The organism is Ruegeria sp. A4, from assembly GCF_056543025.1.
Genome location: NZ_JBQGAW010000002.1, coordinates 394241 through 418328, shown reverse-complemented (window position 1 = coordinate 418328; position 24088 = coordinate 394241). Strand labels below are relative to the sequence as shown.

The following is a 24088-nucleotide window of genomic DNA, read 5'->3' as shown; positions in this document are numbered from 1 at the left end:
GTCAGGCTCCTTGCGGTTCGACCAGCATCCGGCCGCGCATTTCCATGTGCAGCGCATGGCAGAACCACTGGCAATAGAACCAGTGCACGCCCGGACGGTCGGCGGTGAAGGTGACTGAGGCGGTGGCCTGCGGCGCGACCTCCATCGCGATGCCGTAATTGCCCAGGCAGAAGCCGTGGGTCACATCGTCCACATCATCCAGGTTGGTGACGTAGATCGTGACCTCGTCGCCCTGTTTGACGGTGAACTTCTCAAGGCTGAAGGTCGGCGCCTGCGAGGTCATGTAGACGCGTACCTTGTTGCCGTCCCGGATCGGTTCTTCGGCACCTTCTTCCAGATCGATGCCATCGGCTTCGGCCTGTTTGCGGGCGTCTTCCCAAGTGACGTCGTTGCGATCCCAGACGTTGACCGGGTTGACGATGTCGCTGCGAACGATGATCGAGTCATGCGGCTCGGCAAAGGTCGGGCCATCGTGGACCACCTTCATCTCGTCGGACGAGATGTCGATCAGCTGCTCGTTCTCGGGCTTCAGCGGACCAACGTTCAGGAACCGGTCTTTCGAGAACTTGTTCAACGAAATCAGCCACTTACCGTCGGCATCCTTGGTTTCACCCATGGAGGTCGAGTTGTGGCCCGGCTGATAGTGCACGTCGACCTTCGAGATGATCGGGTCCACATCGGCACCACCGTAGGCTTCGATTGCCTTTTCGATGTTCCACTTCACGATTTGGCTGTCCAGGAACAGCGTGGTGAACGCGTTGCCTTGACCGTCGTAGGCGGTGTGAAGCGGGCCAAGACCCAGCTGAGGCTCACCCACAATGCACGACCGCGGATCGGCATCGCTTTCGAACAGGGCGTCCAGCTTGGTGACGTCCATGATCGAGACGGTCGGCGACAGCTTGCCGTTGATGCAGACGTGCTTGCCGTCTGGCGCGGTGTTGATGCCGTGCGGAGAGTTCGGGATCGGGATGTAACGGGTGTATTTCTTGTTCTGACCCTTGCGCCCGTCCAGAACCTTTACGCCTTTCAGCTCCTGATAATCGCCGGCTTCGATGCCTTTTTCGATCTCGGCGATGTTGAAGACGACGACGTGGTCCAGCTCGTTCTCGGTCATCTCGGCCAGGTTCATGCCCATTTCCGAGTTGTACGAGGTCGAGAAGGCGTATTTGCCCTGATAGTCGCAGTCGGTGTTGTCGAGGTTGCCCGACACGATCACCTGCCACGCCACTTCCATGGTGTCGCCGTCCAGCGCGGTGAAGATGTTCACGTATTGCGACGGATCGTCCAGCACGCTGCCATCGTTGACCAGCGGTGTTTCATCTTCACCATTGGCAAAGACATAGCCGGTGCGCGGGAATTTCTGCGGACGCAGACCGTGGATCGCCTTGGCGTTAGGGATCTCGGTGATCTTGTCGCATTTCATCACGTCACAGCGGACACGCGCGACGCGGGTGTTGGCCTTGTCGTTCATGAACAGATAGCGGCCGTCATAGGTGCCGTCGGTGAACGACATGTGCGGGTGGTGAAGGTCGCCGTTGTCATAGGTCTTCATGCCACGCTTGGCGAGAAACTCCTTGGTTTCAGGCAGCAACCCTTCGGTCATGATCTTCAGTGACTCGTTGGTCTGACCCCAGCCCGTGGCCGAGCAGCGGTTGAACACCGGCACCCGCATCAGCTCGCGCATGGACGGAAAGCCCAGAATGCGCAGCTCGCCGGTCTGACCCGAGGACCAGAAACCGTAATACTCGTCCAGTTCGCCCGGTTCGAGATTGGCATTGGCCGCGGCGCTCGCCTGTTTCGCGGTCATCAGGGTCGAGCCCAGACCGGTCCCGGCCAGCACGGCACCGGTTGCTGTTGCACCCAGCATCCCACGGCGTGTGACGGTTAGTTTGTTGTCATGTTCCGACATGTTCGTTCCTCCTTTTAGGAAACGGTTTGCGGTTTGGCGTTCGGATGGTTCGCCGGTGGTTGTCCGAGCGGGGTCTTCATCTGGACCGATCCTGTCTTGGCCCGCCGTTTCAGCTGGCGGATAACGACGGGACATTTGTCCTCGGACTGGTAGAGCACCTGACAATGCAGGCAGGTGACGCACTCGTTCGGATTGATCTCACCGGTGGGGTGGATCGCCTGAACGGGGCATTCATTGGCGCAGGTCTGACAGGGCGTGCCGCAATCCTTGTAGCGGCGCAGCCAGTCGAACATGCGAATACGGGCAGGGATCGCCAGTGCTCCGCCCAGCGGGCAGAGATAGCGGCAATAGAACCGTTCGATGAACAGCCCGATCCCCAGCAGGGCCAGCGCAAAGACCACGAAAGGCCAGTCGCGCATGAATTTCAGAATGATCGCCGTTTTGAACGGCTCGACCTCGGCATATTTCTCGGCCAACGGGATCGAGATGAAGCTGAGCCCGAAAAGACCCAGAAAGATCATGTATTTCGCGGGCCACAGGCGTTCGTTCAGACCCCAGGGCAGCGTCCATTGCGGCACTTTCAGGGCGCGCGCGATTTTGTTGGTCAATTCCTGCAACGCGCCGAACGGGCACAGCCATCCGCAATAGGCCCCGCGACCCCAAAACAACAGTGCGGCGGCGACGGCGAACCATTGGATGAACACCAGCGGGTCCAGCAGGAACGCATCCCACGAGAATCCTGTGCGCAGGCTGCCTGCCAGTGCCATCAGGTTCACCACGCTCAGCTGCGCGTTGGCGTACCAGCCGATGAAAAACAGGGTCATTGTCAGGTAGCCGATGCGGAACCAGTAGAAGACCCGCGCATTCATCGTCGCGTGGAACTGGAAGAAGAACGTCGCGGTCAGGACCAGCAGCATGACGCCAAGAACGGCGATTTCGACGGTGCGATCCTTCCAGATGCGCTGCCACAGGGCAGCCTTGGCGGCGGCTTCGCCGGTCGCATCGTCGACAATCTTTGGGGCTGCGACGGGCAGCAGGTAACGGTCGGGCAGTTTGTAGCCCAGATCGAATGTCAGAAAGGTTTTCTCGACAGCACCCACGGCACGCTGTACCAGCAGTTGCAGGCGGAACGGCTCGGTCGGGTCGAACTCGGCATCGGCGGGGATCTTGAAGATGTCCAGCTCCGTGAAACTGGGTGCATCCGGGGCTGCAACCTTGCCAAGGCGTACTTGCTGTTTGTCGAAAAAACGGACCGAGTTGTCGCCCTGGATCAACTGGATCCGATCGAAAATCCCGCCGCGCACATAGCCTGACCCCTTGAAGCTGTAGGCACCGCGCCCCAGCACCAGAATGGCCTGTTCGCCCTCGTCCAACCAGTTCACAAGGTTCTGGTACTCGGCATCGCCCAGCAGTGACTTGCCGATCGACGGAACCGAGACAAGCGCCATATGCATGTCGATGAAAGTGTCATCCGGTTCGCCCGGTTCCGGGCGCTTGATCGCGCGCTGGTCTCCGGTGGCCTCGAAGGCGGCATTGACCTGCCCGACATCCAGCGTCAGCCGCCGGATCGAGCCGTCACCCGAAAGGGTCGACCAATCATAGACCGCATTCTGCGCCATATCGACTTCGCGCTTTGGCCCGTCGGCCTGCAACGGCGACAGGCCGCCCAGACCCAATGCACGCGCCACCTTGATACCGCCACGCACAAGGCTGTCGTCGATCACCATGATCGTGACCGTCGCGCCCGAGATGATGTCGAGGTCGTGCCCCTCACCCCCGGTTTCGGCTTCAACCTTCAGGTCCAGGCCCGCATAGCCTTCGGTCAATTCAACCATGCGGGAATTGGGGATGCCGATCAGCACGATGGGTTCCGAGTGCTTGACCAGTTGCACTCCGGTCAACACAGCATCGTTGTCGATGGCGGCAACGACGTGGATCGGTTTGCCGGAATAACCCGTCGTGCCAACAAAGTCCGAGGTCAGGAATGCCCAGGCAACGGTCTCGCCGCCCTTCAGGACGGGGGCGACCTTGACGTCATTGCGCACCGGGCCAAAGGCATCGGCGCCGGGGGCCAGATCGGCAGGTTCGATGTCGGGCAGGAAACTGGCCAGGCTGTCGGCATGGGCGCTGATCGCCATCAGGCAGGACAGAGCGAAAGCCAGCAGGAAATGGATTGCGCGACTTACGACCACGGCGCACCTCCGATTGCTAGGGTGGACGCCACGGACGCGCGCAGGGCGCGTTCAAATTCTTCTTGGGTCGCGAACGGGGGCCCTCGGGTTTCGGGCCACAGTCGCCTTGAGTTGTACAAAATGCACAGATCCCCGATTGCAGCGGGTACTATCCGTACATTTTCGGATTGCATCAGCAGCGGCAGATCCGGCAGCGGTGCTGCCGTTGTCACCGCGCACAGCGCGCAATCGGCGCATTTCGGGCAAGGCGCGGTCGGGTCGTCAGTGCCTTCCTCAAGGTCTACTTCAACCCAGACCGCCCCTGCCTCCGAGCAGATCTCGATCCACATGCTGTCCCCGGGACTCGCCAGCACCGGGCCAAGCATCTGCAAAAGCAACAGGAAAATACCCACCAAACCGCACACCGCGCGGGACACGCGATCAAACAGGCTATGCGGGGGGCGGACGGTAGGCATTGAGAATCCAGCTCGGCGTTCTTTTCAAAAACTTAGGGGATTCTTCCAGGCGAAGACTTGACTTAGGTCAGGTGCCTGAAAATTTGCACCTACCCGTCGGCCTCGTCCATCAATCCGCGCAGCCACCGACCGGCCAGCCATGCCGCAGGAATGCCCAGCGGAATCGACCAGAGGATCGCCGGCACCGGTTCAATTGCGCCGAACCCGACGCTGTGCAGGATAAGCCCGAGCAAAAACAGGTTGATGGCCACGGTCAACGCCGTGGCCGGATACAGCAGAATGGCCAGTTTCCAAACCGGCCATTTCCCCTCAGTGGCTGGTTCCTTCCGAGAAGGTGATCTTGTTCCAGACATTGTATTTCCCCGAAGGTTTGCGCATCGGCAGGCGGCGGATTTCTTCCAGCGTCTGCGCGTCATAAACGATCACCGCGCCGTCATCTTCCCAGATCGAAACCAGCGCGTGGCTGCCATCTCTGGTGAACTCGACATGGGCCACGGTTTTTCCGGGAGCGGGGCGCAGGGTCTTTACGATTTCAAGGCTTTGCTTGTCGATGACATGCATTGCGTCCTTGTTTGGGCCAAAGAAAACATCGGCCCAGACATAAGGCGAGTTCTCATGGCTGCGCATGAAGAACCCGGGGCCCTCGGTCTTGATCCGTTTGACGGTTTCCCAGCTTTCCATGTCGATCACCGACACGGCGCCATCTGTCAGGTGCGGCGTGGCCATCACGGTCGTATCGCCGTGTTTCCATGTGATCCCCGAGCCCAGATGCGGCATTCCGGGCAAATCCAGATCGGCCACCTTGTACCCGATCACCAGATCAATCACTTGCCCGCCCTTGCCATCGCGGGACGCCCCCATGACATATTCATAACTCTGGTCGAAAAAGAAATCGTCCAGATAGTCAGCTGTGGTGATCTTGCGCACAGGGAAAGGATCAGGGTTCTTGAACTGGCCTTCGATACGGAAATCATGACCAAGCCCGGATTGCGGGGGATTGGCGCCGTAGAACACTTCCCAAATCTCGGGCACATCCTTCAGCGCCAGAACAAAGCTCTCGCGCGGCGGGGCCTGATAGACGGCAGAGACGCGGCTCGGCAGGCCCTTCTTGCTTTTGACCTCGATGACCTTTGCGACGGAAAGGTCTTCGGTGGACAATACCGTCAGGCTGTTGGGCAGGTAATTCGCCACGGCTACCCATTTGCCATCGCCCGACATTGCAATATTGCGGCTGTTCAGCCCGGCACGCACACGGCCCACCTGTTTCAGCGCCCAGATGTCGTACTTCTGGACCCACCCGTCGCGCGACATGATGAAGACATACCGCCCATCCGGGCTGAACTTGGGGCCGCCATGCACGGCGAAGGGGGTTTCGAACCGGTCCAGAACCTCGAACGTGTCGCCGTCCAGAACGCTGACATGGTGATCGCCGGTTTCCACCACCAAGGTGATGTTCATCGGGTCGCTGTCCCAGACGGGCGCATCCACCGGTACATAGTCCTCGTCCAGCGTCCGGCTGGCCAGTATCTGGGCCTCGTCCCATTCGGGGTCGGATTCCAACGGCGATTTCAACCAACCGGCCAGCTCTTCGATTTGCAGGGCATCCAGCTCGTGCGAGAAGGCCGGCATCTGTGTCGCCGCGCGCCCTTCCGCGATTACCGCGGCAACCCGGGGACCCCGCATGCGTTTGAGCGTTTCAGGGATCAGCGCGGGGCCAACACCGCCCAGACGGTTCTCGCCATGGCATGAGGCGCAATGCTCCGCATAGTCCGAAGGCGCGTCGGCCCAGGCGACACCCGCACCCAGGATCGAGCATAATGCCCCAATCTTCATCTTTTCAAAAATACTCCCGCCGGAGGTTCCCGCACGCGCCACAGGCGCAGCGGTTGAAAACCTCGCACTTACGGTGTCAAAAGAACTGATGCGCCGGATCATGGCTTTTCCCCCGAAACGGTGTGACCTGAAGGCGTTCCCCTGCATCATCCACACCGATTTCCTGGTTGGACAGGTAACAGGCTGGATCCTCGGCCCAGGGATCACCGGTCAATTGCAGGGCGCGGATGCGGGTATTGCCGCCGCACACGTCTTTGAGTTCGCAGGCTCCGCAACGCCCCTTCAGCGGGCGTGGGCGGGTGCGTAGCATGGCAAGCATCGGATCATCGCTGGTCCAGAGTTCGGAAAACGATTTGGTCTTTACGTTGCCCACCGTGTAGTCAGACCAGTAAGTGTCCGGATGGACCCGGCCGAGATTGTCGATATTGGCAACACCCAAACCACTTGAGTTTCCACCCCACGCGGCCAGGTGCGCACGCACATGTGCAGCCTTGTCGGCGTCGAAATGCGTGCGAATCCAGTTCAGGAAATATCCGGCATCAGCGTCATTGTTCCCGGTCACGATATCCAGCGGACGACCGCCCGATGCGGCTTCCCAGGCGCGTTCCAGCAACAGATCCAGGCCTTTGCGCGTGCGCTGATGCGCGGCATCTTCGCCCCGGTTCTTGTCGCCGCGCCCCGCATAGACAAGATGCGACAGGTAGAACTTGTCGACACCTTCATCATCACAAAGGCTCAGCAAGTCAGGCAAGTGATGTTGCGTGCCTTCGGTCAGGCAGAACCGCAGACCAACCTTGATGCCGCGCTTTTTACACTCTCGCACACCGCGCAGGGCGTCCGCAAAAGCGCCCTCGACGCCACGAAACCAGTCATTCGTCGCTCCGATCCCGTCCAGCGAGATGCCGACATAGTTGAAGCCCACATCCGCTATCATATCGGCGGTTTCGTCATGGATCCGGGTCCCGTTGGTCGACAAGGCCAGCATTGGCACCAGATCACGGGCGCGTTTTGCAATGTCGAAGAAATCGAACCGATCCAACGGTTCCCCACCCGAGAGGATCAGGGCCGGGACGCGAAACTGGCCCAGATCCTCAAGGGTTACCATGGCTTGCTCATGGCTGAGCTCACCCGGGAACGCGACATCCGCCGAGACGGTGTAGCAATGGCGGCACTTCAGGTTGCAGCGCCGCGTCAGATTCCAGATCACAACCGGCTTTACCGGGCCGGGGCGCCGTTTGCGCACCGGAGTCGGCTTGACCAGCTGATGCATGTATTCGGTCAGGCGGAACATGTTTCAGCCTTTCTGTTTCAGGCGCAGTCCGGTCTTTTTCAGGATGCGCGTGGAATAAAGGATGTCGCTGCCGCGGCAGGCCGATCCCAGAATCGCGGCGATCTGGCCGCGTTTGTCTTCGACCTCGTCGGGCGTGCTGCCATGAACCATGGCGAACAGGTTGTAGGGCCAGTCGGGCAGGGCACGGGGCCGTTCATAACAATGGGTGACGAAGGGCAGTGCCCCGATATGAGCGCCCAGTTCGGTGATCAGGTCATCCTGCACGTTCCAGACGGTCATGCCGTTCGACGTCATGCCCAGCTTGTAATGATTGGGGGCTGCGGCGATCCGTCGGATCACCCCGCGCGCCTTCAGCGCGGCCAGCCGGTCCAGCAGGGTGGCCTCGGTCAGGCCCAGATCGGCAGCGACCCGCGCATAGGGCGCGGCCACCAGGGGCAGTCCCCCCTGAAGCGACTCGATGATTTGTCTGTCTGTTGCGTCGATCATGCCGCCACCCGGAAGCCGATGAAAAATTCCTGAAGTTTGGGGAAACGGAGAACACTGATCCCCGTTTCCCGTTCGATGGCATCGGCGGTGGCCTCGATCCCCTCGGGTGTTTCGGTGGCCAGCACGAACCACATGTTCAGCCGGTGCGTGCGTTCATAGTTATGTGCCACCTCGGGATGTGCATTGACTTTGGTCAGGACGGTTTCGAATTCTTCGGCTGGAACGGCCATTGCGCAAAGGCAGAAAGCCCCACCCATGGCCGCGGCGTCGAAAAACGGACCGAAGCGCGTGATGACGCGGTCATCTTTCATGCGGCTCAGACGCGACAGCAATTCCGCCTCGGACAGGCCAAGCTCTGCGGCGACGGTTGCGTAAGGGTGCGAAGTAAGCGGCAGATCCTCTTGCATACGATTCAGGATCGCACGATCCGTTTGGTCCAACGTCATGCGGCGACCTCCTTTGCCTGAATCAACGCGCCGGTCTGCTTGAAACAGCGGGTTGAGAACAGGACCTTGTGTCGCGCTCCGGCCAATTCGGGCAAGGCAATCGCCCCGGCCAGAACATCCAAAGCTTCACTCCGTGTGCGGGCATGGATCATGGAATACAGGCGATATGGCCAGACATCGGGAACCGGATTCCGCTCATAGCACAGGGTCACTCCCGGGAAGGCTGCCAAGGCTGGCCCAGCGGTTTCAATCTGTTCTGCCGGCAGGTCCCAGACCACCATCGCATTGGCCGACCAGCCAAGCGCCCGGTGACGCACAATGACGCCGAGCCGCGAGATTATTCCGGCGGCATGCAGGGCTTCGATCCGCTCCATCACGTCGGTGACATCCCGTTTCAGCGAACGAGCCAGAGCGGCATAGGGTTCTGACACCAAAGACAGCCCGGAACTCAGAGACTGTAGCAGGCAACGATCGCCCTCGCGCATGACGGATGCATCGACCTTTCGTGCCGAGGGCACGTTTTTGGCTCCGCCAGTCATGCGAAAACCAAGATCCACGTTGAAAGGGCGCACCAGCCGCAGGTCCAGCACCTGCAATCCGGTGGATCGACTGATCCGCGCAAGGGTATCGTTGACATGCGCGCGGTCCGGCCCGGTCGCGACAAACCACAGGTTCCACGCGTCTTCGCGTTGATAATTGTGATTCACGCCGGGTTCGGCATCGATCAGGGCGGCGACCTCCTCCAACCGATCTTCCGGAGCCGCCACGGAAGCCAGGGTGCTGGCCGTCACCGCGCCGGGCGTGATGGTGGCGCCAACCCGTGTAATGCGGCCTGTTGCGCGCATCCGGGACAAGCGATGAATGACTTCGGCTTCGTCCAGCCCGAGTGCGTTACCCAGCATCTGGAACGGTCTATCGGTGATCGGGAAGTCGCGCTGAAATTCGTCCAGCAGGCGGCGGTCGATCGGGTCCGTGATATGTCGCATCGGTTACAGCCCCGTTCTGTGCGCACGGGCGGTGAAGAAGATGCCGGACGGGCTGTCCGCGTCGATCTCGCGCAGTTTTTCAAAACTGTGCGTGTCGTAGACCATGACCTTGTTGGCATCGCGCACGCTGATCCAGACTTCATGCCCGCGTGGCGTGAACTCCATGTGCAAGACTGCGGGGCCGGGCTTGAATTCGTGGATGATCTGTTTGCTGACACTGTCGATCACCTGAATGGTGTCATTCAGCGGGTGGGCGAAATTCACCCAGACCTGCCGCCCATCGGGACGGGCCATGGCAAAGACCGGTTGCCCGTGGGTTTTGGTCTGTCCCGTTTCGGTCAGAGTGTCGGCGTCGATCCACAGAACCTCGTGATGGCCGACAGCGGGCAAAACGAACTCGCGGCCCGTCAGCGCCCAGCCTTCCAGATGAGGCATCTTGTAGACCGGCATTTCTTCCTGACCACGCCCGTAATCGGGTAGAACCCGGATCGGTTCGGGGGTTTCGGCCCACAGATCCAGCGCGGTCAGGCCGTCCTCGCCAAACAGACCGGTGATATAGGTGCGGCCATTGGCAGTGATCAGCGCGTCATAGGGGTTCTTGCCCATGTCCGGGATCTTGGTGATCTCTGGTGCGCCTTTTGCGAAATCGGCAATCCAGGTTTCCCCAGTGTCCCACATCGTGAAAACGAACCGCCGACCGGGCGCATCGACCAGGCCGATGGTTTTGCTGTCGGTCGGGATGTCCGCGATCATCTCAAGCGTGTCCGCATCGAATACGCGCACGCCACCGGGTTCGTAATTCGACACCGCCACAAGCTTGCCGTCGTCCGAAATCGCCCCGCCGATGGCGTTGCCGGCCTGCACGACGCGGTTCACGATCTGGCGGGTCACGATGTCGATCTTGGTCAGCCCGCCGTCGCGGCCAAACACATAGGCATACCGTTCATCAGGCGAATAGACCAAAGACGCATGCGACAGATCACCCAATCCCTCGATCCGGGCCAGAGCTGCACGGTCGGATTGATCCACCAGCAGAACCGAGCCCTTGGCGCGTTCGATGACCAGACCAAGGTCGCCTGTCGCGGTCGGTTCAGCCTGCGCTGTGGTCATCATCAATGTGGCTGCAAGGCCAAGAATGAAGTGTTTCATTGTGCCTCCTGTTCCAGCAGGTAACGGGCGATCCATTCGGCCTCTTCTTCACTGATCAGGGGCCGCCACGGGGGCATCGCGGTGTCGGGGATGCCGTCAAGGATGACGCTGGTCAAAACATCCGCGTCGTAGTGTTCAAGTGTCTCACTGCGCAGATCGGGGCCAAGGCCGCCCTTCAGGGACAGGCCGTGACAGGAACCGCAATCCTGATGCACAAGTCTTTTCAGGGTATCGGGATCGATGACATCCGCCGCGAAAGCAGAGGTCGCGGCCAGAACCGCAATGGTCAGACAGGTTCGCGCCGCCCACCCCGAGCGACCCGGCGATCTGTCGGTGCATGTTGGGACAATCCCCTGATCTCGTCTTCCCAGCTTAGCCATGGGCCTGTTCCGGAAGCTCGGCTACAGGCCGTTCGGCATAAAGCGAAACCACCTTGCCAATGATAAACAGCGTCGGCGCCTTCAGGTCGGCTGCACGCACATCCGTGGCCAACTGGTCAAGTCGTGACACAAGACGACGCTCATCAGGTGTCGTGGCCTTGCCCACCGCCAGAACTGGTGTCGAGCCTGCCAGGTTCTCGGTCATCAACCCCATGGCGATCTGACCGATATTGGCGACGCCCATATAGACCACCAGTGTCGAGTCCGGATCGGCAAGACGTTTCCAGTCCAGATCCAGCACTTTGTCGGCCTGCCGATGTCCGGTGACATATTGAACCGAGGTCGCCAGCCCGCGATGGGTCAGCGGCACACCCGTCGAACAAGACGCCCCCTGGGCCGCCGTGATGCCCGGTGCGTATTCGACAGCGACACCGCGGGCCATCAGATAGGCAGCCTCTTCCGAACCGCGGCCAAAGATCATGGGGTCGCCGCCTTTCAGCCGGGCGACCGTGTGACCTGCGCTGGCTTCTTCAAGCAGTATTTCGTTGATGCGGTCCTGCGGAACGGTGTGGCATTTGGGGGCCTTGCCGACAGGGATCAGCCTGGCGCCTTCCGCGTGCAAGTTCAGAATGTCGGCGGACACCAGCCGGTCATAAACCACGACATCCGCTTCTTGCAGCATCCGCAGTGCGCGCAGGGTCATCAGCTCGGGGTCGCCGGGGCCTGCGCCAATCAGAAAAACCTTACCGCTCATGTGCAAACTCGCTTGGTCTGAAAGTCTTCGAGACCCGGTACTCCAAGCAGATCCGTTGCCTTTGCAAGACGTTGCTGGGTGAGCCGGGCGTGTCATGGGGGAAGATTGGCCCAATCGAAAACCAACCTCCTTGACATAAGTTAAGGAGCGCGGGATTTGCGCCCACGCTCCTTCATCTTGCCTGTATTGTGTCTTGTTTCAGGGTTCGACGGTGATCATTCCGATCATGTTCTGTGTCTCCCAATGCGGGCCGCACAGATAGTCCTGTGGGCCGGGCGTGAGAAGGGTCAGTTCAACCGATTCCTCGGGGAACAGGCGATCACTTTCAGGTTGGCTGCCATCCTTCAACAGAACGGAATGGCTGGTGCGTTTGTCGACATTCACCCATCGGACAGTTGTGCCTGCCTTCACGGTCAATTCGGATGGGCAAAAATTGTATTTGTACATCAGCACCACTTCGGCGTCTTCGACGGCCGACGAAGGCTGACCGAACAACTCGACATAGCGCTCTTCGGCCTCGGCGCAGATTTCGGCGGTTTCGTTCGCCCAGGCGGGCGCGGCCAGAAGCAGCAGCGCGGGAAGAAGGCGTTGGGGTTTCATGGTCCATGACTCCTTTCCAAGAGTGGCCGGGGCCGGTTGACCCGGCCCCGATCCGTCATTGTTTGACCACGTTGATGAACGCGCTGTCATCATCCAGCGCCAGGCTGGTATTCAGCGTCACGTGGTGGAACCTTGCGGCGGTAAAATCGTCGTGGATGGCAAAGCCAACGGTATAGGTCTTGCCTGCCTCCAATGGCACATCACCGGGCGCGCCGGAATTCAAGGGGCGCGTAAACACCACGGTCCACATGCCACCGGACAGTTCGGCCGATGCGGCGATTTCACCATCATTGACCACGCGCTGCTCCAACAGATAGCCATTGGTGGCGCTTCCGTCGGCGTAGACACGCATCAGGTCAAGATAGGTGCCGTCGGCCAGATACTGCTCGATCTGTTCCTCGGCTTTCAGCTTGTCCCAGCCCCCCAGGGCCTTACCACGGCGACCTTTGACCTCAACATCCGTGCGGCTTTCGCTGATGTATTTGGTAATGGTGTCCGTGGCATCGAGGCGACCGGCAACATCCGCATTTGCCGCGATCGCATCCGCTTCGGGCGCAAAGGGCATATAGGTGTTGTCGGCGTGGCACGAAGCCCAGCATCCCACCTGATCGCCCAGCTCGATACCAGTGCCGGTAATCATCATGGCAACCTTGATCTGGTTGTCCGGGTCCATCTTGCCGCCATCGACGAACGGGGCAGGGTTGTGACCCGCGTCCGGCCATTGCAGGCGAATGTACAGGTTTTCGTCGTCATGCGCCGCCTGAACGGTTGCGTCGATGACACCGCGTTTGCCCGGGATCGGAGTCGGTTCCAGATCTCCACCCGCAACGATCTTGTTGCCTATGGTGTCCAGTTCCTTGGCGTGACAGGTGGTACACTGATCCCCGCCTTTCGTCAGGGGGCGCGCGCCACCATGGAACTTGCCGTTCTGGACCCATTCAAACGAGGCCTGCCCGGGGTAGAACAGTTTCAGATCCGCTGCGGCCACTGCGTTCCAGTCGATGTTGGACCCAACGTCGCTTGCTCCGCCAGAGGGCGCCGCGGCGTCTTCACCGGAGGTTTTCGCACGTTCTTCTTCCAAAGCAGCGTCAACAGCCGCTGCGATCTGGGCCTGAACGGCCTCTTGCTGAGCCTTTTTGGCGGCTTTTTCCGCTTCTGCTTCAGCGGCCTCTTTGGCTTCGATCTTTTCGAGACTGGCCAAATATTCCGGAGGGATGGGCCGGATGAAGTCCGGGTTCGGTGCTTCAAGCTTTTCCAGATACTCTTCGTCCGCCCGGTCGCGTGCATCCGAGTGTGCAATCCCCTTGTGGCAGTCGATACAGGTCTGTCCGACAGTCATCGCATTGAGGTGCTGCTGACGGGCGCGAGGTTTCTGAAATTCGGGCATCATCGATTCGAAATCGTGACAGTTGCGGCATTCGCGCGAGTCTGTGGCCTTCATCCGCTCCCATTCGTTCATGGCCAGATGTACACGTTTGGCCTCGAACTTTTCACGGGTGTTGATGGTACCGACCATCTTGCCATACAGCTCTTTGGACGCCTTGATCTTACGGATCATCTTATGGGTCCAGTCTTTGGGAACGTGGCAGTCGGAACAGACAGCCCCCACACCCGACCGGTTCACGTCATGGATCGTGCCGGTATATTCTTCGTAAACAAAATCTCGCATCTCGTGACATGAGATGCAGAATTCCTTGGTGTTTGTGGCTTCCATTGCGGTGTTGAACCCGCCCCAGAAGATGATGCCGGCGGCAAAGGCCCCGGCGATACCGGCCACAGGCATTCCCCATAGGAAATACCGGCGCCAGATCGGTTTTTTCTTTTCCGGTTCGGAGGTCATATCCGGGCTCCGTTTTGGCTGTATTGTCTGGCCCTTGGTGGCAGGCCGGTGAGTTTGGCTGATGACTCAAACAAGGAAAGGGCGGGCGAGGGGCCCGCCCTTTCCTGTGGTCGTCCTGACCTCGTCAGGTGACGTGGTTCGACCGGTTGTAGACGTTGAACTTGCCGGTCGGGGCATAAAGCCCATCGATGCGGCCGATTTCTTCCAGCGTCTTCGCGTCGAAGATCACGATCTGACCATTGGGTTCCTTCGAGTCCGACAGGTTCCACTTGGAAACCCAGACCTCGGTACCGTCAGCGTTGAATTCGAAGTGAACAGCGGCGCTGCCTTCGTCTTCAGTGATCTGGATCGTCTTCACGATTTCGCCGGTTTCTTTCGAAATGACCTGCACGGATTGCTGCACTTCCGGTTCCGGATGCTTGGTCTGGTCAGCCCAGATGTAATCCGAGTTCGGGTGGGTGCGAACGAACAGGCCGGGGCCGTCGGTTTCCACTTCGTAGCAAACTTTCCAGGCGTCATCCGGACGGTTTTCAGGATCGTTGCCCCAAACGGTCACGGTACCGACACCAAGGTGGGTTGTGCCCGCCACAGGTCCACAGTTCGGGTCGACCCAGTTGGCGCCCGGACCAGGGTGCGGCAGCGCGGCTGTATCGATCATCGCCTCAAGCTTGTGGGTTTCGGTATCGACAACCACCATCTTGTTCGACGCGTTTGCGGCGATCTGGAAATACCGGCCTGTCGGATCGAAGAACCCGTCATGCAGGAACTTGGCGCTGTCGATCTTGTCGATCCGAAGGTTGTCCAGATCGGTGTAATCGACCTGCCACAACTGTCCCAGTTCTTTCACGGCAACGATCCAGGTGGGTTCATTCGGAGTGGTGTAGATGGCTGCCACACGGGCTTCTTCCACATACTCACCGTCGACGTTCACGCCGCGGGTCGATACGACCTTCACCGGTTCCATGGTCTTCGCGTCAACGATAGCAAAGTGCGGCGGCCAGTAGCCACCACCGATGACGTATTTACCATCGCCGGAAACGGCGACGTCACGGGCGTCATATGCAATCTTGACTTCGGATACCAACATCTTGTCCGGCGTCTGCCAAAGGTCGATTTTGGTCATCTTGCCGTCGCGACCCATTGTGTACCAGAAGCGGCCGGGGTGTTCTGGCTCGGTCAGGCTGTGGTGTTCGGACGCTTTCAGAACGTGCACTGCGTAGCCAGTGGGGATGTGGGTCAGCACCTCTTTGGTGTCGCCGTCGATCACGGCCACCTTGCCTACGTCACGTTCGATGACGACAAAGAAGTTTTCCCAGTTGCGGCCGTGCAGCGGCTCGGTCGGATAGTCCTCTTCTTCGACATAGACCTTACGCGTCGCCATCATCTGTTCCAGCGACATTTCAGGTGGTTTTGGCGGCTCCATCATGATGTAGGTCGCCATATCCTTGATTTCCTGCTCGGTCATGATGTCCGAGAAGTTGTTCATGCCGCCTTCGGTACCCCAGGCGATAATCTTTTCAAGGCGTTCCTGCCCCAGTTGCAAGGTGCCGCCTTCGGTTACAGTGCCGTCGGCTGCGGTCTTCTTCCAATGCGGTTCCAGGTTTTTACCCGTGGCACCTTTGCGCAATACGCCGTGGCAGCCTGCGCATTGTTCGAAATAGAGCTGTTTAGACGATTCAAAGGCTTCTTCGCTCAAAGTTGGCTCTTCGGCGAAGGTCGGAGCAGCGACGCTGCCCAACAACATTGCCAATCCGACCCCGAAGGCGCGGCCGGGTTTGTTGTAGCTGATTCCAAGTGACATGATCACTCTCCATATGCGTGGTGAGGCGGTGTCGAGAGTGAAACATCACGTGGATGTCATCCTTGACCAAAGTCAACGGCAAGGGTGCAGACAAAGCACTTTGGAAAGAAAACACAGATCAAAACCCCCAATAAATCTTGTGTTTCTCACACATGTTTAAGCCCAGTCTTGATTTTGGTTAAGGGCGCCGGGTCATGCGGGCACTACACATTGTTCAACGGCGGGAAAAGCTATGGAGAGCAGGCATGACAGCTGTAATCGCGCGTGTTTTCAGTGAAGGGTTCCGGGTCTTTTTTCTTTCGGCGGGTCTTTACGGTATGTTTGCAGGAGTCGCGTGGGGCGTATGGTTGGCGTCGCTCGACGGACTGATGCCCTACATGGAACAGAGTTACGCGATGCCCCCGGTGATGTGGCACGCGCATGAGATGATTTTTGGGTATGCAACGGCCGCCTTGGGGGGGTTTTTTCTGACCGCCGTGCCGAACTGGACCGGTGCGCCCGAGGCGCGGGCCCGCTTTATCACGCTTGTCGCATTGATCTGGATGGCCGGGCGTCTGGCGGTCTGGTTTTCCGGAGTGTTGCCACCCTTGTTCGTCGCAGTCGTGGACCTGAGCTTTGTTCCCATTCTGGCGCTGAAGATTGCCAGTCAACTGGTTCGTCGGTCCAAGCCCCAGAATATGGTGTTTCTGTATCTTCTGGTTCTGATGTTGGCCTCGAACGTTATGGTTCATTTGGAATGGATGGGGGTCACGGTGGATACGCTGAATACCGGCATTCGGGCCGGGCTTTTGACCTTGTGTTCGATGATCGCGATCCTGGGTGGCCGGATTACGCCGGCTTTTACACGCAATGCCATGAAAAGAGCGGGTCAACCCGAAGCATCGTGGCCGGTATCCGTGGCCAGGCTGGACAGGGCGACGATGATTCTGGCGCTGTTGCTGCCCCTGCTTGTGCTTGCACTTGATGTCGGGCCTGTAGCGGGGGCCGTTGCTTTGGTGATGGGCAGTGTTCAACTGATGCGCATGGCGCGTTGGAGAACAGGCTGGGCCTTGCGTCAACCGATCCTTGTCGCGCTGCATCTGGGTCTCGGGATGCTGGCGCTGGGTCTGATTCTCTGGGGGTTGGCGGCCATCGGGATGGGAAATGAGATCGGCGCGCTCCACGTTCTGGGCATTGGTTGCGTTGGTGGCATGACCCTTGCCGTAATGAGCCGCGCCGCCTTGGGCCACAGCGGTCGTCCCCTTGTCGCGCCAAAGCCCATGGCGATTGCCTATGGCTTGATGGCGGTTGCAGCGCTTGTGCGTTGGCTGGGATCCGACATGGCAGGAGGGTACATGACGGCGATGCTGACAGCGGATGGATTTTGGATCGCGGCAATGGGGCTGTATCTGTTTGCCATGTGGCCTGCCCTGACCGGCCCCCGCGCCGTGCAACAGACCTGAGGCCGGTTCAAGCGGCGCCTATCGTTCAGCGACCAGAGGCCGCGCGTTCTTGATATGACGATGGACCAAGGCACGAGCGCGTTTCCCTTTTTCCGGTATCCGTCGTGCGGCCAGCGGAACGTAATTGCGCTGATCTAATTCAGGGAACAATTCAAGAATTTCCGCCCGTGCGTCCGGGTGAACACTGGACAAGGCCTGCGCACCGGTGAGCAGGCTTTCGGAAGGTGCGCCTTCCGCATAGATGATCTCGTGACGGTCGAACAAAAGATGGACATAGGTCACGGCACGAGTGTCATCAACGATTGAAATGCCGGGCACGCCGACAAGAATGTGAGCAGGAACAAGAACCTCTTCGGCGTCGAACATTCTGACGGCAATCGGCGACCGGACCAGCATACGGTGTTGCGGTGACACGAAAAGATCACGCTGGGGCAAGTGATCGCCCAGTGACCCGGCCTCGATCCGGATGGGCTTCAGCCTGGGACGGGCGCGAAGCGCCGCCTGATCCAGATGTCGCGTGCCGATCCAGCGTATGTGTTGCGGTCCGTTGTCGGCGGTGACGACCACGTCACCCACCTTCAAATCCTCGATGGGCCTCGGACCTTCTGGAGTCATTATCAACGTTCCGGCTACGAAGCACGGCACGTCAATGATAGTGGTCGGATCAGTTGTGTCAGGAGCATTGGTCGGCGTAACATTCACGATGTTCATCGAGTATGTCGTGCCGGGCACAAGGGGTTCAGAGGTTATGTAACCACCCAAAGTTCCGTCAACTTCCACACGATAAACTGTAATCGTACCCCCGCCTGGTTTGGACAGAATATAGGATTCTTCCAGGTAAATTGGGCCACTTAGAAAGGTGGTCGAGCCATCAAGGGTGGTGATGGTGCCGGTTTGCGTCAGATCATCGCCGTCTTCGTTGTCGAAGCGGTCACCGTTGAAAACATCGCCAGTATCGACAATGGGTGGTCCGCCGCCGTTTTGAATAAATCCACCGGCTGCGTCTGTCACGCTGAACAAACGACGATCCGTGTCAGGATCAAAATTGACATCCAATGTAACCGTATCCGGCCCAATCGTATTCACCGTGATTACGCCGGGCGTATAACCGATATAGGAATAGTTTGCCATTTTAACCCATCACTCTTTGACACGGAATTTACACTTGTTCTCTCAAGCGCTTGGATAACTCCGCTATACTAAAATGTCGACGCGACATTCCTCACGATTGGTTCAGATATCAAGGCGAACCCCAGGCTTTTTCGTGGTTCTTGCTGTTTGTCAGGCATCCGACCTCGTTCCAGAGCATACTTGAGAAGTCTTGACTTTCGTTAAGGCACTCCCGCGTCCCGCCCGTCATGTTGCAGACACTAGCTAATCTGCGCAAAGGAGAGCGCAATGCGAGACGTCATGACAAAGAGCATGGCCCGCAATATTTTTTATGGCGGGTCACTGTTCTTCATTCTCATCTTTCTGGCCCTTTCGGCCCATTCCCACTGGTATATCGTCAATTCCGAAAATGCCGCAAAACTGGATGACAGTGTGGTCCGGGGCAAGCATGTCTGGGAAAAACACGCGTGTGTGAACTGTCATTCGATTCTGGGTGAAGGGGCTTACTTTGCTCCGGAAGTCGGCAACGTGATGACCCGCTGGGGCGTGCTGGACGACCCGGAATCAGCCTTTGAATCCCTCAAGGGCTGGATGGAAGCACAACCGACCGGCATTCCCGGTCGTCGGCAAATGCCCAATTTCAACCTCAGCGACGAAGAACTCCGTGACCTGACCAACTTCCTGATCTGGACGGACAACATCGACGCGCAGGGCTGGCCGCCCAACGAAGCAGGCTGAGAAAGGGAACGAAACAATGAAATACGAATCCCAAAAAATCGCCTATGCCTACTTTGCGGTAGCTATGGCGTTGTTCGCGATACAGGTGATCGGCGGCCTTCTGGCCGGTTTCATCTATGTATTCCCCAATTTCCTGAGTGAGCTTCTGCCGTTCAACATCGTGCGGATGCTGCACACCAACTCTCTGATCGTCTGGCTGATCCTGGGTTTCTTTGGTGCGGCCTACTTCCTGATCCCGGAAGAAGCCGAGCGCGAGATCCACTCGCCCAAGCTTGCCTATCTGCAACTGATCATCCTTGTTGTCGGCACGTTGGGCGTGGTCGTCACCTATGTCTTCAACCTGTTCGAAGGCAACTGGCTGCTGGGCAAAGAGGGGCGCGAGTTCCTTGAGCAACCCAAATGGGTCAAGGCCGGTATCGTCGTGGCTGCATTGATCTTCCTTTACAACGTGTCGATGACCGTTCTGAAAGGCAAGAAGACCGCGATCACCAACATCCTGCTTCTGGGCCTTTGGGGTCTGGCGCTGCTGTTCCTGTTCGCCTTCTACAACCCGGGCAACCTGTCGCTGGACAAGCAATACTGGTGGTATGTCGTCCACCTGTGGGTCGAAGGTGTGTGGGAGCTGATCATGGCCTCGATCCTGGCCTATCTGATGCTGAAGCTGACCGGTGTGGACCGTGAGGTGGTCGAAAAATGGCTATACGTCATCGTCGCCGCCGCGCTGTTCTCGGGCATCCTTGGCACGGGTCACCACTATTACTGGATCGGTACGCCTGCATACTGGCAGTGGATCGGGTCGATCTTCTCGAGCCTCGAGGTGATCCCGTTCTTTGCGATGATGGCCTTTGCCTTCGTCATGGTCTGGAAGGGCCGTCGTGACCACCCCAACAAGGCCGCGCTGCTGTGGTCGCTGGGCTGTGCCACTCTGGCGTTCTTCGGCGCCGGTGTCTGGGGCTTCCTGCACACGCTGCACGGGGTGAACTATTACACCCACGGCACGCAGATCACCGCAGCCCACGGCCACCTGGCCTTCTACGGCGCCTATGTCTGCCTCAACCTTGCGATCTTCAGCTATGCGATGCCGATCCTGAAGAACCGTGATCCCTACAATCAGGTTCTAAACATGGGCTCGTTCTGGCTGATGACCAGCGGCATGGTCTTCATGACCTTCGTGTTGACCTTCGGCGGCACCGTGCAGACACATATGCAGCGCGTGGTCGGAGACTACTTCATGGACGTACAGGACCAGATCGCGATCTTCTACTGGATGCGTCTTGGCTCTGGTCTGGTCGTTGTCCTTGGGGCGCTGCTGTTCATCTATTCGATCTGGGTTCCCCGCAAAGAGGTCATCGAACCCGGCGCAGCTGAAACCCCTGCGGAGTGATGGATATGGATGGCTCCATGAACCTGAAAGAGGGGGCGGCAAACGCCCCCTTCTACCTGCCCCAGGGCGATGAATGCGATGTCTTCACCGCCGCTTACAAAAACGACCTGCCGGTTCTGCTGAAAGGCCCGACGGGCTGCGGCAAGACCCGCTTTGTGGCCCATATGGCCGCGAAACTTGGCCGCCCGCTTTATACCGTGGCTTGCCACGACGATCTGGCCGCCGCCGACCTGATTGGCCGCTACCTGTTGAAAGGCGGAGAAACCGTCTGGGTCGATGGCCCCCTGACCCGCGCGGTGCGCGAAGGCGCGATCTGCTATCTGGATGAGGTGGTCGAGGCCCGCAAGGACGTGACTGTCGTACTGCACCCGCTGACCGACGACCGGCGCATCCTGCCGATCGACCGCACCGGCGAAGAGCTTGAGGCCGCGCCCGGTTTCATGCTGGTGGCGTCCTACAACCCCGGCTATCAGAATATCCTGAAGACCCTCAAACCCTCGACCCGGCAGCGGTTCATCTCGCTGGAATTCGACTTTCCCTCACCTCAGATGGAAGCCGAAGTGGTCGCGCAGGAAAGCGGCCTGCCGCTGGAACGCTGCAAGCCGCTGGTGCGGCTGGCGGGCAAGCTGCGCGGGCTCAAGGGTCAGGACCTCGAGGAAGGCGTGTCCACCCGGCTGGTCGTCTATGCCGCGACGCTGATCGCGCAGGGCATGTCCACCGACCGCGCCATCCTTGCCGCCATGATCGAACCTCTGACCGATGACGAGGATATCAAACGCGGGCTCCTCGATCTTGTCACCGCCGTCTTTGGGTGAGGCCGGCGATGGTCAGGATCGACTTTGAGCCATGGGAACCCGAAGAAACCATCGGGAAACTGTGGCACACCCTTGCCAGCCGCCTCGATGCACCCCAGGTGCATGTTGGAGCCGCGGTCGACCTTTCCGAGGTCGCGGGGCGGCTGGCAGTCCTCTTTCGGGGGCTTGGGGGTAGTCCGGGCGTTGAATTGCGCCCGGTCTCACCCGAGGTTTCGCGCCACCGCCTGAGTTGGCGCCGCAAACTTGCAACCGAAGTGGAATTGATGCCGCGCGCCTCGTTCGACGGAGAGGTTTTGCGTCTGCCCGACCGTCTGGCCGTATTCCCCGCACGCGAGGCAAACGGCGCGCTCTATGTCTGGTTGGCCGCCGCCGCGGCCCATGCCGGAACCCGAATTGACGAAGATGATCCACTGCGTGCCGACCTGCGTGCCTTGATCGCCGCCCGGCACATGGTCGAGGCGACTCTGGACGATGCGCCTGGCTTGCGTCCGCTGTATACCGAGCTGTGCAAGGGCGTGCTGTATCAGCGCGACATCCCCAGCCTGCCGCCTGCCGAGGCCGCGGTTGAAGAACTGATCCTTCATATGCTGGGCGATCCCAAGCCCCTGTCGGATCAGGCCGAGCACCTTCTGGCACTTGACGACGATCTGATCGCCCCGCGCGGCTATCAGCCGATGCGTCCGGTTCCCCTGTGGCCGGAGTTGCGGGCAGTTGGGTTCTCGGAACACAACGAGGTTGAAAACCCCGATACCGAAGGCCCGCCAGAGGAATCCGGCGAAAAGACACACCGTGCCCGGCGCCGCAAATCGGATCAGGCCGAGCGCAGCGACAGTTTCATTCTGCACAAGTTCGAAGCCATCCTCAGTTGGGCCGAGTTTCTGAATATCAATCGTCGCATCGATGACGACGATCCCGACAACGCCAAGAAGGCGGCTGACGATCAGGAAGAGATCGGTCTTGGCCAGATTTCAAAGGCGCCGCCTACCAGGTTGAAGCTTCACCTTGATCTGGCACCCGAAGACGTCAACCGCGAACGCCTGTCAGGCCGTATTCTATATCCCGAATGGGACGTGCGGACAGGTCAATACCTGCCGGATCATGTGAACGTTCTGCTTTCGGATGCCGATATCCGCGGCGATGCTGCCGAGTTCGGCAAGGATCCGGCCACTGCGCGCCGCATTCGCGCCGTAAAGCGCCAATTCGAGGCGCTGCGCCCGGGGCGCGTGATGACCCGGGGCCATCTGGACGGGGATCAGCTGGATATGGAAGCCGCCGTTCGGGCGCAGGTTGACCGCTGCGCAAATGGTGAAGGGACGGAACGCGTCTGGATGCAATCCCGCCCCGAGGCCCGCGATCTGGCGGTGTCGATCCTGCTGGATGTCAGCCGATCCACCGAAAGCGCGGTCACAGGCCGCGCCGTGATCGATATCGAACGCGAGGCGCTGGCGGCCTTGGCCTGGGGCCTGAACGCTTGCGGTGACGATTTCGCCATTCATGCGTTCAGCTCCCTCAAGCGTCAGCGCGTGTATATGCAGCGTTGCAAACGGTTCGACGAACCGATGGGAACCAAAGTAGAACAGCGCATCGCGTCGCTGCGCCCGGGACATTATACAAGGTTGGGCGCGGCAATCCGGCACTGTTCCGCAGATCTGGCCAGCCAGTCCCGCAAGCGCCGATTGCTGCTGGTCATCACCGACGGCAAGCCAAACGACCTGGATCACTACGAGGGGCGCCACGGCATCGAAGATACCTGCATGGCCATACGCGAGGCGCGCCGGGTCGGACAGTCGGTGTTCGGCGTCACCATCGATAAAACCGGCAAAAGCTGGTTTCCGCGCATGTTCGGGCAGGGCGGTTTCGCCGTCATTCCAGATCCGCATCGCCTGACCATGGCCCTGCCGCAGATCTATCGCCAGTTGGTCGGCGCATGAGTGATGCCTCTCTGATCGACGAACTGCCGGGCGAGTTCCTGATGTGGGTTCTGATCATTTCGGAACTGCTGGTCTTTGGCGCGGGGATGATCGCCTTCATGGGGGTACGCCTGACCGATTCGGCAGGTTTTGCCGAGGCGCAGTCGCATCTGCATCGCACGGGTGCGGCATTGAACACGGCGGTATTGGTGACATCCGGCTATCTGGCCGCGCAGGCGCTGCATTGGCGGCGGAACATGCAACGTTTTCGGGCCCGTTTGGCACTGATCCTTGCCGCGGTTCTGGGTGTCGTGTTCCTGATCATCAAGGGTGCGGAATACGCCGACAAGGCGTCTCAGGGGATAGGATACGAAACGCATCCATTCTTTCTGTTCTACTACATGCTGACCGGCTTTCATGCCGCGCATGTGCTGGCCGGGGTTGGAATTCTGTTGCTGGTGGCCTGGCGCGACGACCCCAGTAGCGTCGAAGCGGGCGCGCAGTTCTGGCACATGGTGGACCTGGTCTGGATCATGCTGTTTCCAGTGATCTATCTGCTGGGATAGT

22 protein-coding genes are annotated in these 24088 nt (G+C 59.4%); 6 read left to right on the top strand and 16 right to left on the bottom strand.

Translation table 11 applies throughout. From position 1 onward, the window contains the following. Position 1: 1 nt before the first annotated feature. The 15 genes from nosZ to ACR0E2_RS11070 form a co-directional block, all read right to left on the bottom strand. Positions 2-1909 (bottom strand): TAT-dependent nitrous-oxide reductase, encoded by a 1908-nt coding sequence (gene nosZ / locus ACR0E2_RS11140; protein ID WP_480446453.1) that lies wholly within the window; start codon positions 1907-1909, stop codon positions 2-4. A 14-nt stretch (positions 1910-1923) separates the two neighbouring features. Beyond that, the gene (locus tag ACR0E2_RS11135) at positions 1924-4047 is read right to left on the bottom strand and encodes a 4Fe-4S binding protein (RefSeq protein WP_480446478.1); all 2124 of its coding nucleotides are present in this window, start codon (positions 4045-4047) and stop codon (positions 1924-1926) included. A gap of 44 nt (positions 4048-4091) precedes the next feature. Continuing rightward, on the bottom strand, positions 4092-4556 hold the full coding sequence (locus tag ACR0E2_RS11130) for a DUF2946 family protein (RefSeq protein ID WP_174831718.1): 465 nt from the start codon (positions 4554-4556) through the stop codon (positions 4092-4094). An 89-nt stretch (positions 4557-4645) separates the two neighbouring features. After that, positions 4646-4909 carry a hypothetical protein gene (locus ACR0E2_RS11125; RefSeq protein ID WP_171169778.1) on the bottom strand — a complete coding sequence of 88 codons (264 nt, stop codon included), beginning with the start codon at positions 4907-4909 and terminating at the stop codon, positions 4646-4648. Then, a complete protein-coding gene (locus ACR0E2_RS11120) occupies positions 4866-6389 on the bottom strand; it encodes a cytochrome D1 domain-containing protein (RefSeq protein ID WP_480446452.1) in 1524 nt (507 codons plus the stop codon). Before ACR0E2_RS11120 ends, ACR0E2_RS11125 begins: the two co-directional genes overlap by 44 nt. 76 nt (positions 6390-6465) lie before the next feature. Continuing rightward, positions 6466-7680 (bottom strand): heme d1 biosynthesis radical SAM protein NirJ, encoded by a 1215-nt coding sequence (nirJ, locus tag ACR0E2_RS11115; protein WP_480446451.1) that lies wholly within the window; start codon positions 7678-7680, stop codon positions 6466-6468. Positions 7681-7683: 3 nt separating this feature from the next. Beyond that, the gene (ahbB, locus tag ACR0E2_RS11110) at positions 7684-8166 is read right to left on the bottom strand and encodes a siroheme decarboxylase subunit beta (RefSeq protein WP_480446450.1); all 483 of its coding nucleotides are present in this window, start codon (positions 8164-8166) and stop codon (positions 7684-7686) included. After that, complete coding sequence (locus ACR0E2_RS11105) at positions 8163-8612, bottom strand: Lrp/AsnC family transcriptional regulator (protein ID WP_480446449.1); 450 nt, start codon at positions 8610-8612, stop codon at positions 8163-8165. Before ACR0E2_RS11105 ends, ahbB (ACR0E2_RS11110) begins: the two co-directional genes overlap by 4 nt. Next, complete coding sequence (ahbB, locus tag ACR0E2_RS11100) at positions 8609-9598, bottom strand: siroheme decarboxylase subunit beta (protein ID WP_480446448.1); 990 nt, start codon at positions 9596-9598, stop codon at positions 8609-8611. Before ahbB (ACR0E2_RS11100) ends, ACR0E2_RS11105 begins: the two co-directional genes overlap by 4 nt. Positions 9599-9601: 3 nt before the next feature. Next, positions 9602-10747, bottom strand: a complete 1146-nt coding sequence (locus ACR0E2_RS11095) for a cytochrome D1 domain-containing protein (RefSeq protein WP_480446447.1) — start codon at positions 10745-10747, stop codon at positions 9602-9604. Continuing rightward, positions 10744-11127, bottom strand: a complete 384-nt coding sequence (locus ACR0E2_RS11090) for a c-type cytochrome (RefSeq protein ID WP_171119357.1) — start codon at positions 11125-11127, stop codon at positions 10744-10746. The genes ACR0E2_RS11095 and ACR0E2_RS11090 overlap by 4 nt, the downstream gene beginning before the upstream one ends. Continuing rightward, positions 11120-11881: a uroporphyrinogen-III C-methyltransferase gene (gene cobA / locus ACR0E2_RS11085; protein ID WP_480446446.1), complete on the bottom strand. Its 762-nt coding sequence runs from the start codon at positions 11879-11881 to the stop codon at positions 11120-11122. The genes ACR0E2_RS11090 and cobA overlap by 8 nt, the downstream gene beginning before the upstream one ends. A gap of 198 nt (positions 11882-12079) precedes the next feature. Next, positions 12080-12481: a cupredoxin domain-containing protein gene (locus ACR0E2_RS11080; RefSeq protein WP_480446445.1), complete on the bottom strand. Its 402-nt coding sequence runs from the start codon at positions 12479-12481 to the stop codon at positions 12080-12082. Positions 12482-12536: 55 nt separating this feature from the next. Beyond that, positions 12537-14321, bottom strand: coding sequence for a NapC/NirT family cytochrome c (locus ACR0E2_RS11075; RefSeq protein ID WP_480446444.1), 1785 nt, complete (start codon positions 14319-14321; stop codon positions 12537-12539). 124 nt (positions 14322-14445) lie between these two features. Beyond that, positions 14446-16122 carry a cytochrome D1 domain-containing protein gene (locus tag ACR0E2_RS11070; RefSeq protein WP_171119354.1) on the bottom strand — a complete coding sequence of 559 codons (1677 nt, stop codon included), beginning with the start codon at positions 16120-16122 and terminating at the stop codon, positions 14446-14448. Between the two features lie 245 nt (positions 16123-16367). Here ACR0E2_RS11070 and ACR0E2_RS11065 point away from each other — a divergent pair, with 245 nt between their 5' ends. Next, the gene (locus ACR0E2_RS11065) at positions 16368-17564 is read left to right on the top strand and encodes an NnrS family protein (RefSeq protein WP_480446443.1); all 1197 of its coding nucleotides are present in this window, start codon (positions 16368-16370) and stop codon (positions 17562-17564) included. Positions 17565-17582: 18 nt separating this feature from the next. Here ACR0E2_RS11065 and ACR0E2_RS11060 read toward each other — a convergent pair whose 3' ends face one another. Then, a complete protein-coding gene (locus ACR0E2_RS11060) occupies positions 17583-18695 on the bottom strand; it encodes a Hint domain-containing protein (RefSeq protein WP_480446442.1) in 1113 nt (370 codons plus the stop codon). Positions 18696-18962: 267 nt separating this feature from the next. Between ACR0E2_RS11060 and ACR0E2_RS11055 the strand changes: the two genes are divergently transcribed. From ACR0E2_RS11055 to ACR0E2_RS11035, 5 genes are read left to right on the top strand one after another with little or no spacing between them, the layout of a single operon-like run. Then, positions 18963-19412: a c-type cytochrome gene (locus ACR0E2_RS11055; RefSeq protein ID WP_152460362.1), complete on the top strand. Its 450-nt coding sequence runs from the start codon at positions 18963-18965 to the stop codon at positions 19410-19412. A gap of 16 nt (positions 19413-19428) precedes the next feature. Further along, a complete protein-coding gene (locus ACR0E2_RS11050; protein ID WP_152460361.1) occupies positions 19429-20796 on the top strand; it encodes a cbb3-type cytochrome c oxidase subunit I in 1368 nt (455 codons plus the stop codon). Positions 20797-20801: 5 nt separating this feature from the next. After that, positions 20802-21611: a CbbQ/NirQ/NorQ/GpvN family protein gene (locus tag ACR0E2_RS11045; protein ID WP_371419757.1), complete on the top strand. Its 810-nt coding sequence runs from the start codon at positions 20802-20804 to the stop codon at positions 21609-21611. A gap of 8 nt (positions 21612-21619) precedes the next feature. Then, positions 21620-23542 (top strand): nitric oxide reductase activation protein NorD, encoded by a 1923-nt coding sequence (locus ACR0E2_RS11040; RefSeq protein WP_480446441.1) that lies wholly within the window; start codon positions 21620-21622, stop codon positions 23540-23542. Continuing rightward, complete coding sequence (locus tag ACR0E2_RS11035) at positions 23539-24087, top strand: cytochrome c oxidase subunit 3 (RefSeq protein ID WP_480446440.1); 549 nt, start codon at positions 23539-23541, stop codon at positions 24085-24087. The genes ACR0E2_RS11040 and ACR0E2_RS11035 overlap by 4 nt, the downstream gene beginning before the upstream one ends. Position 24088 lies beyond the last annotated feature (1 nt).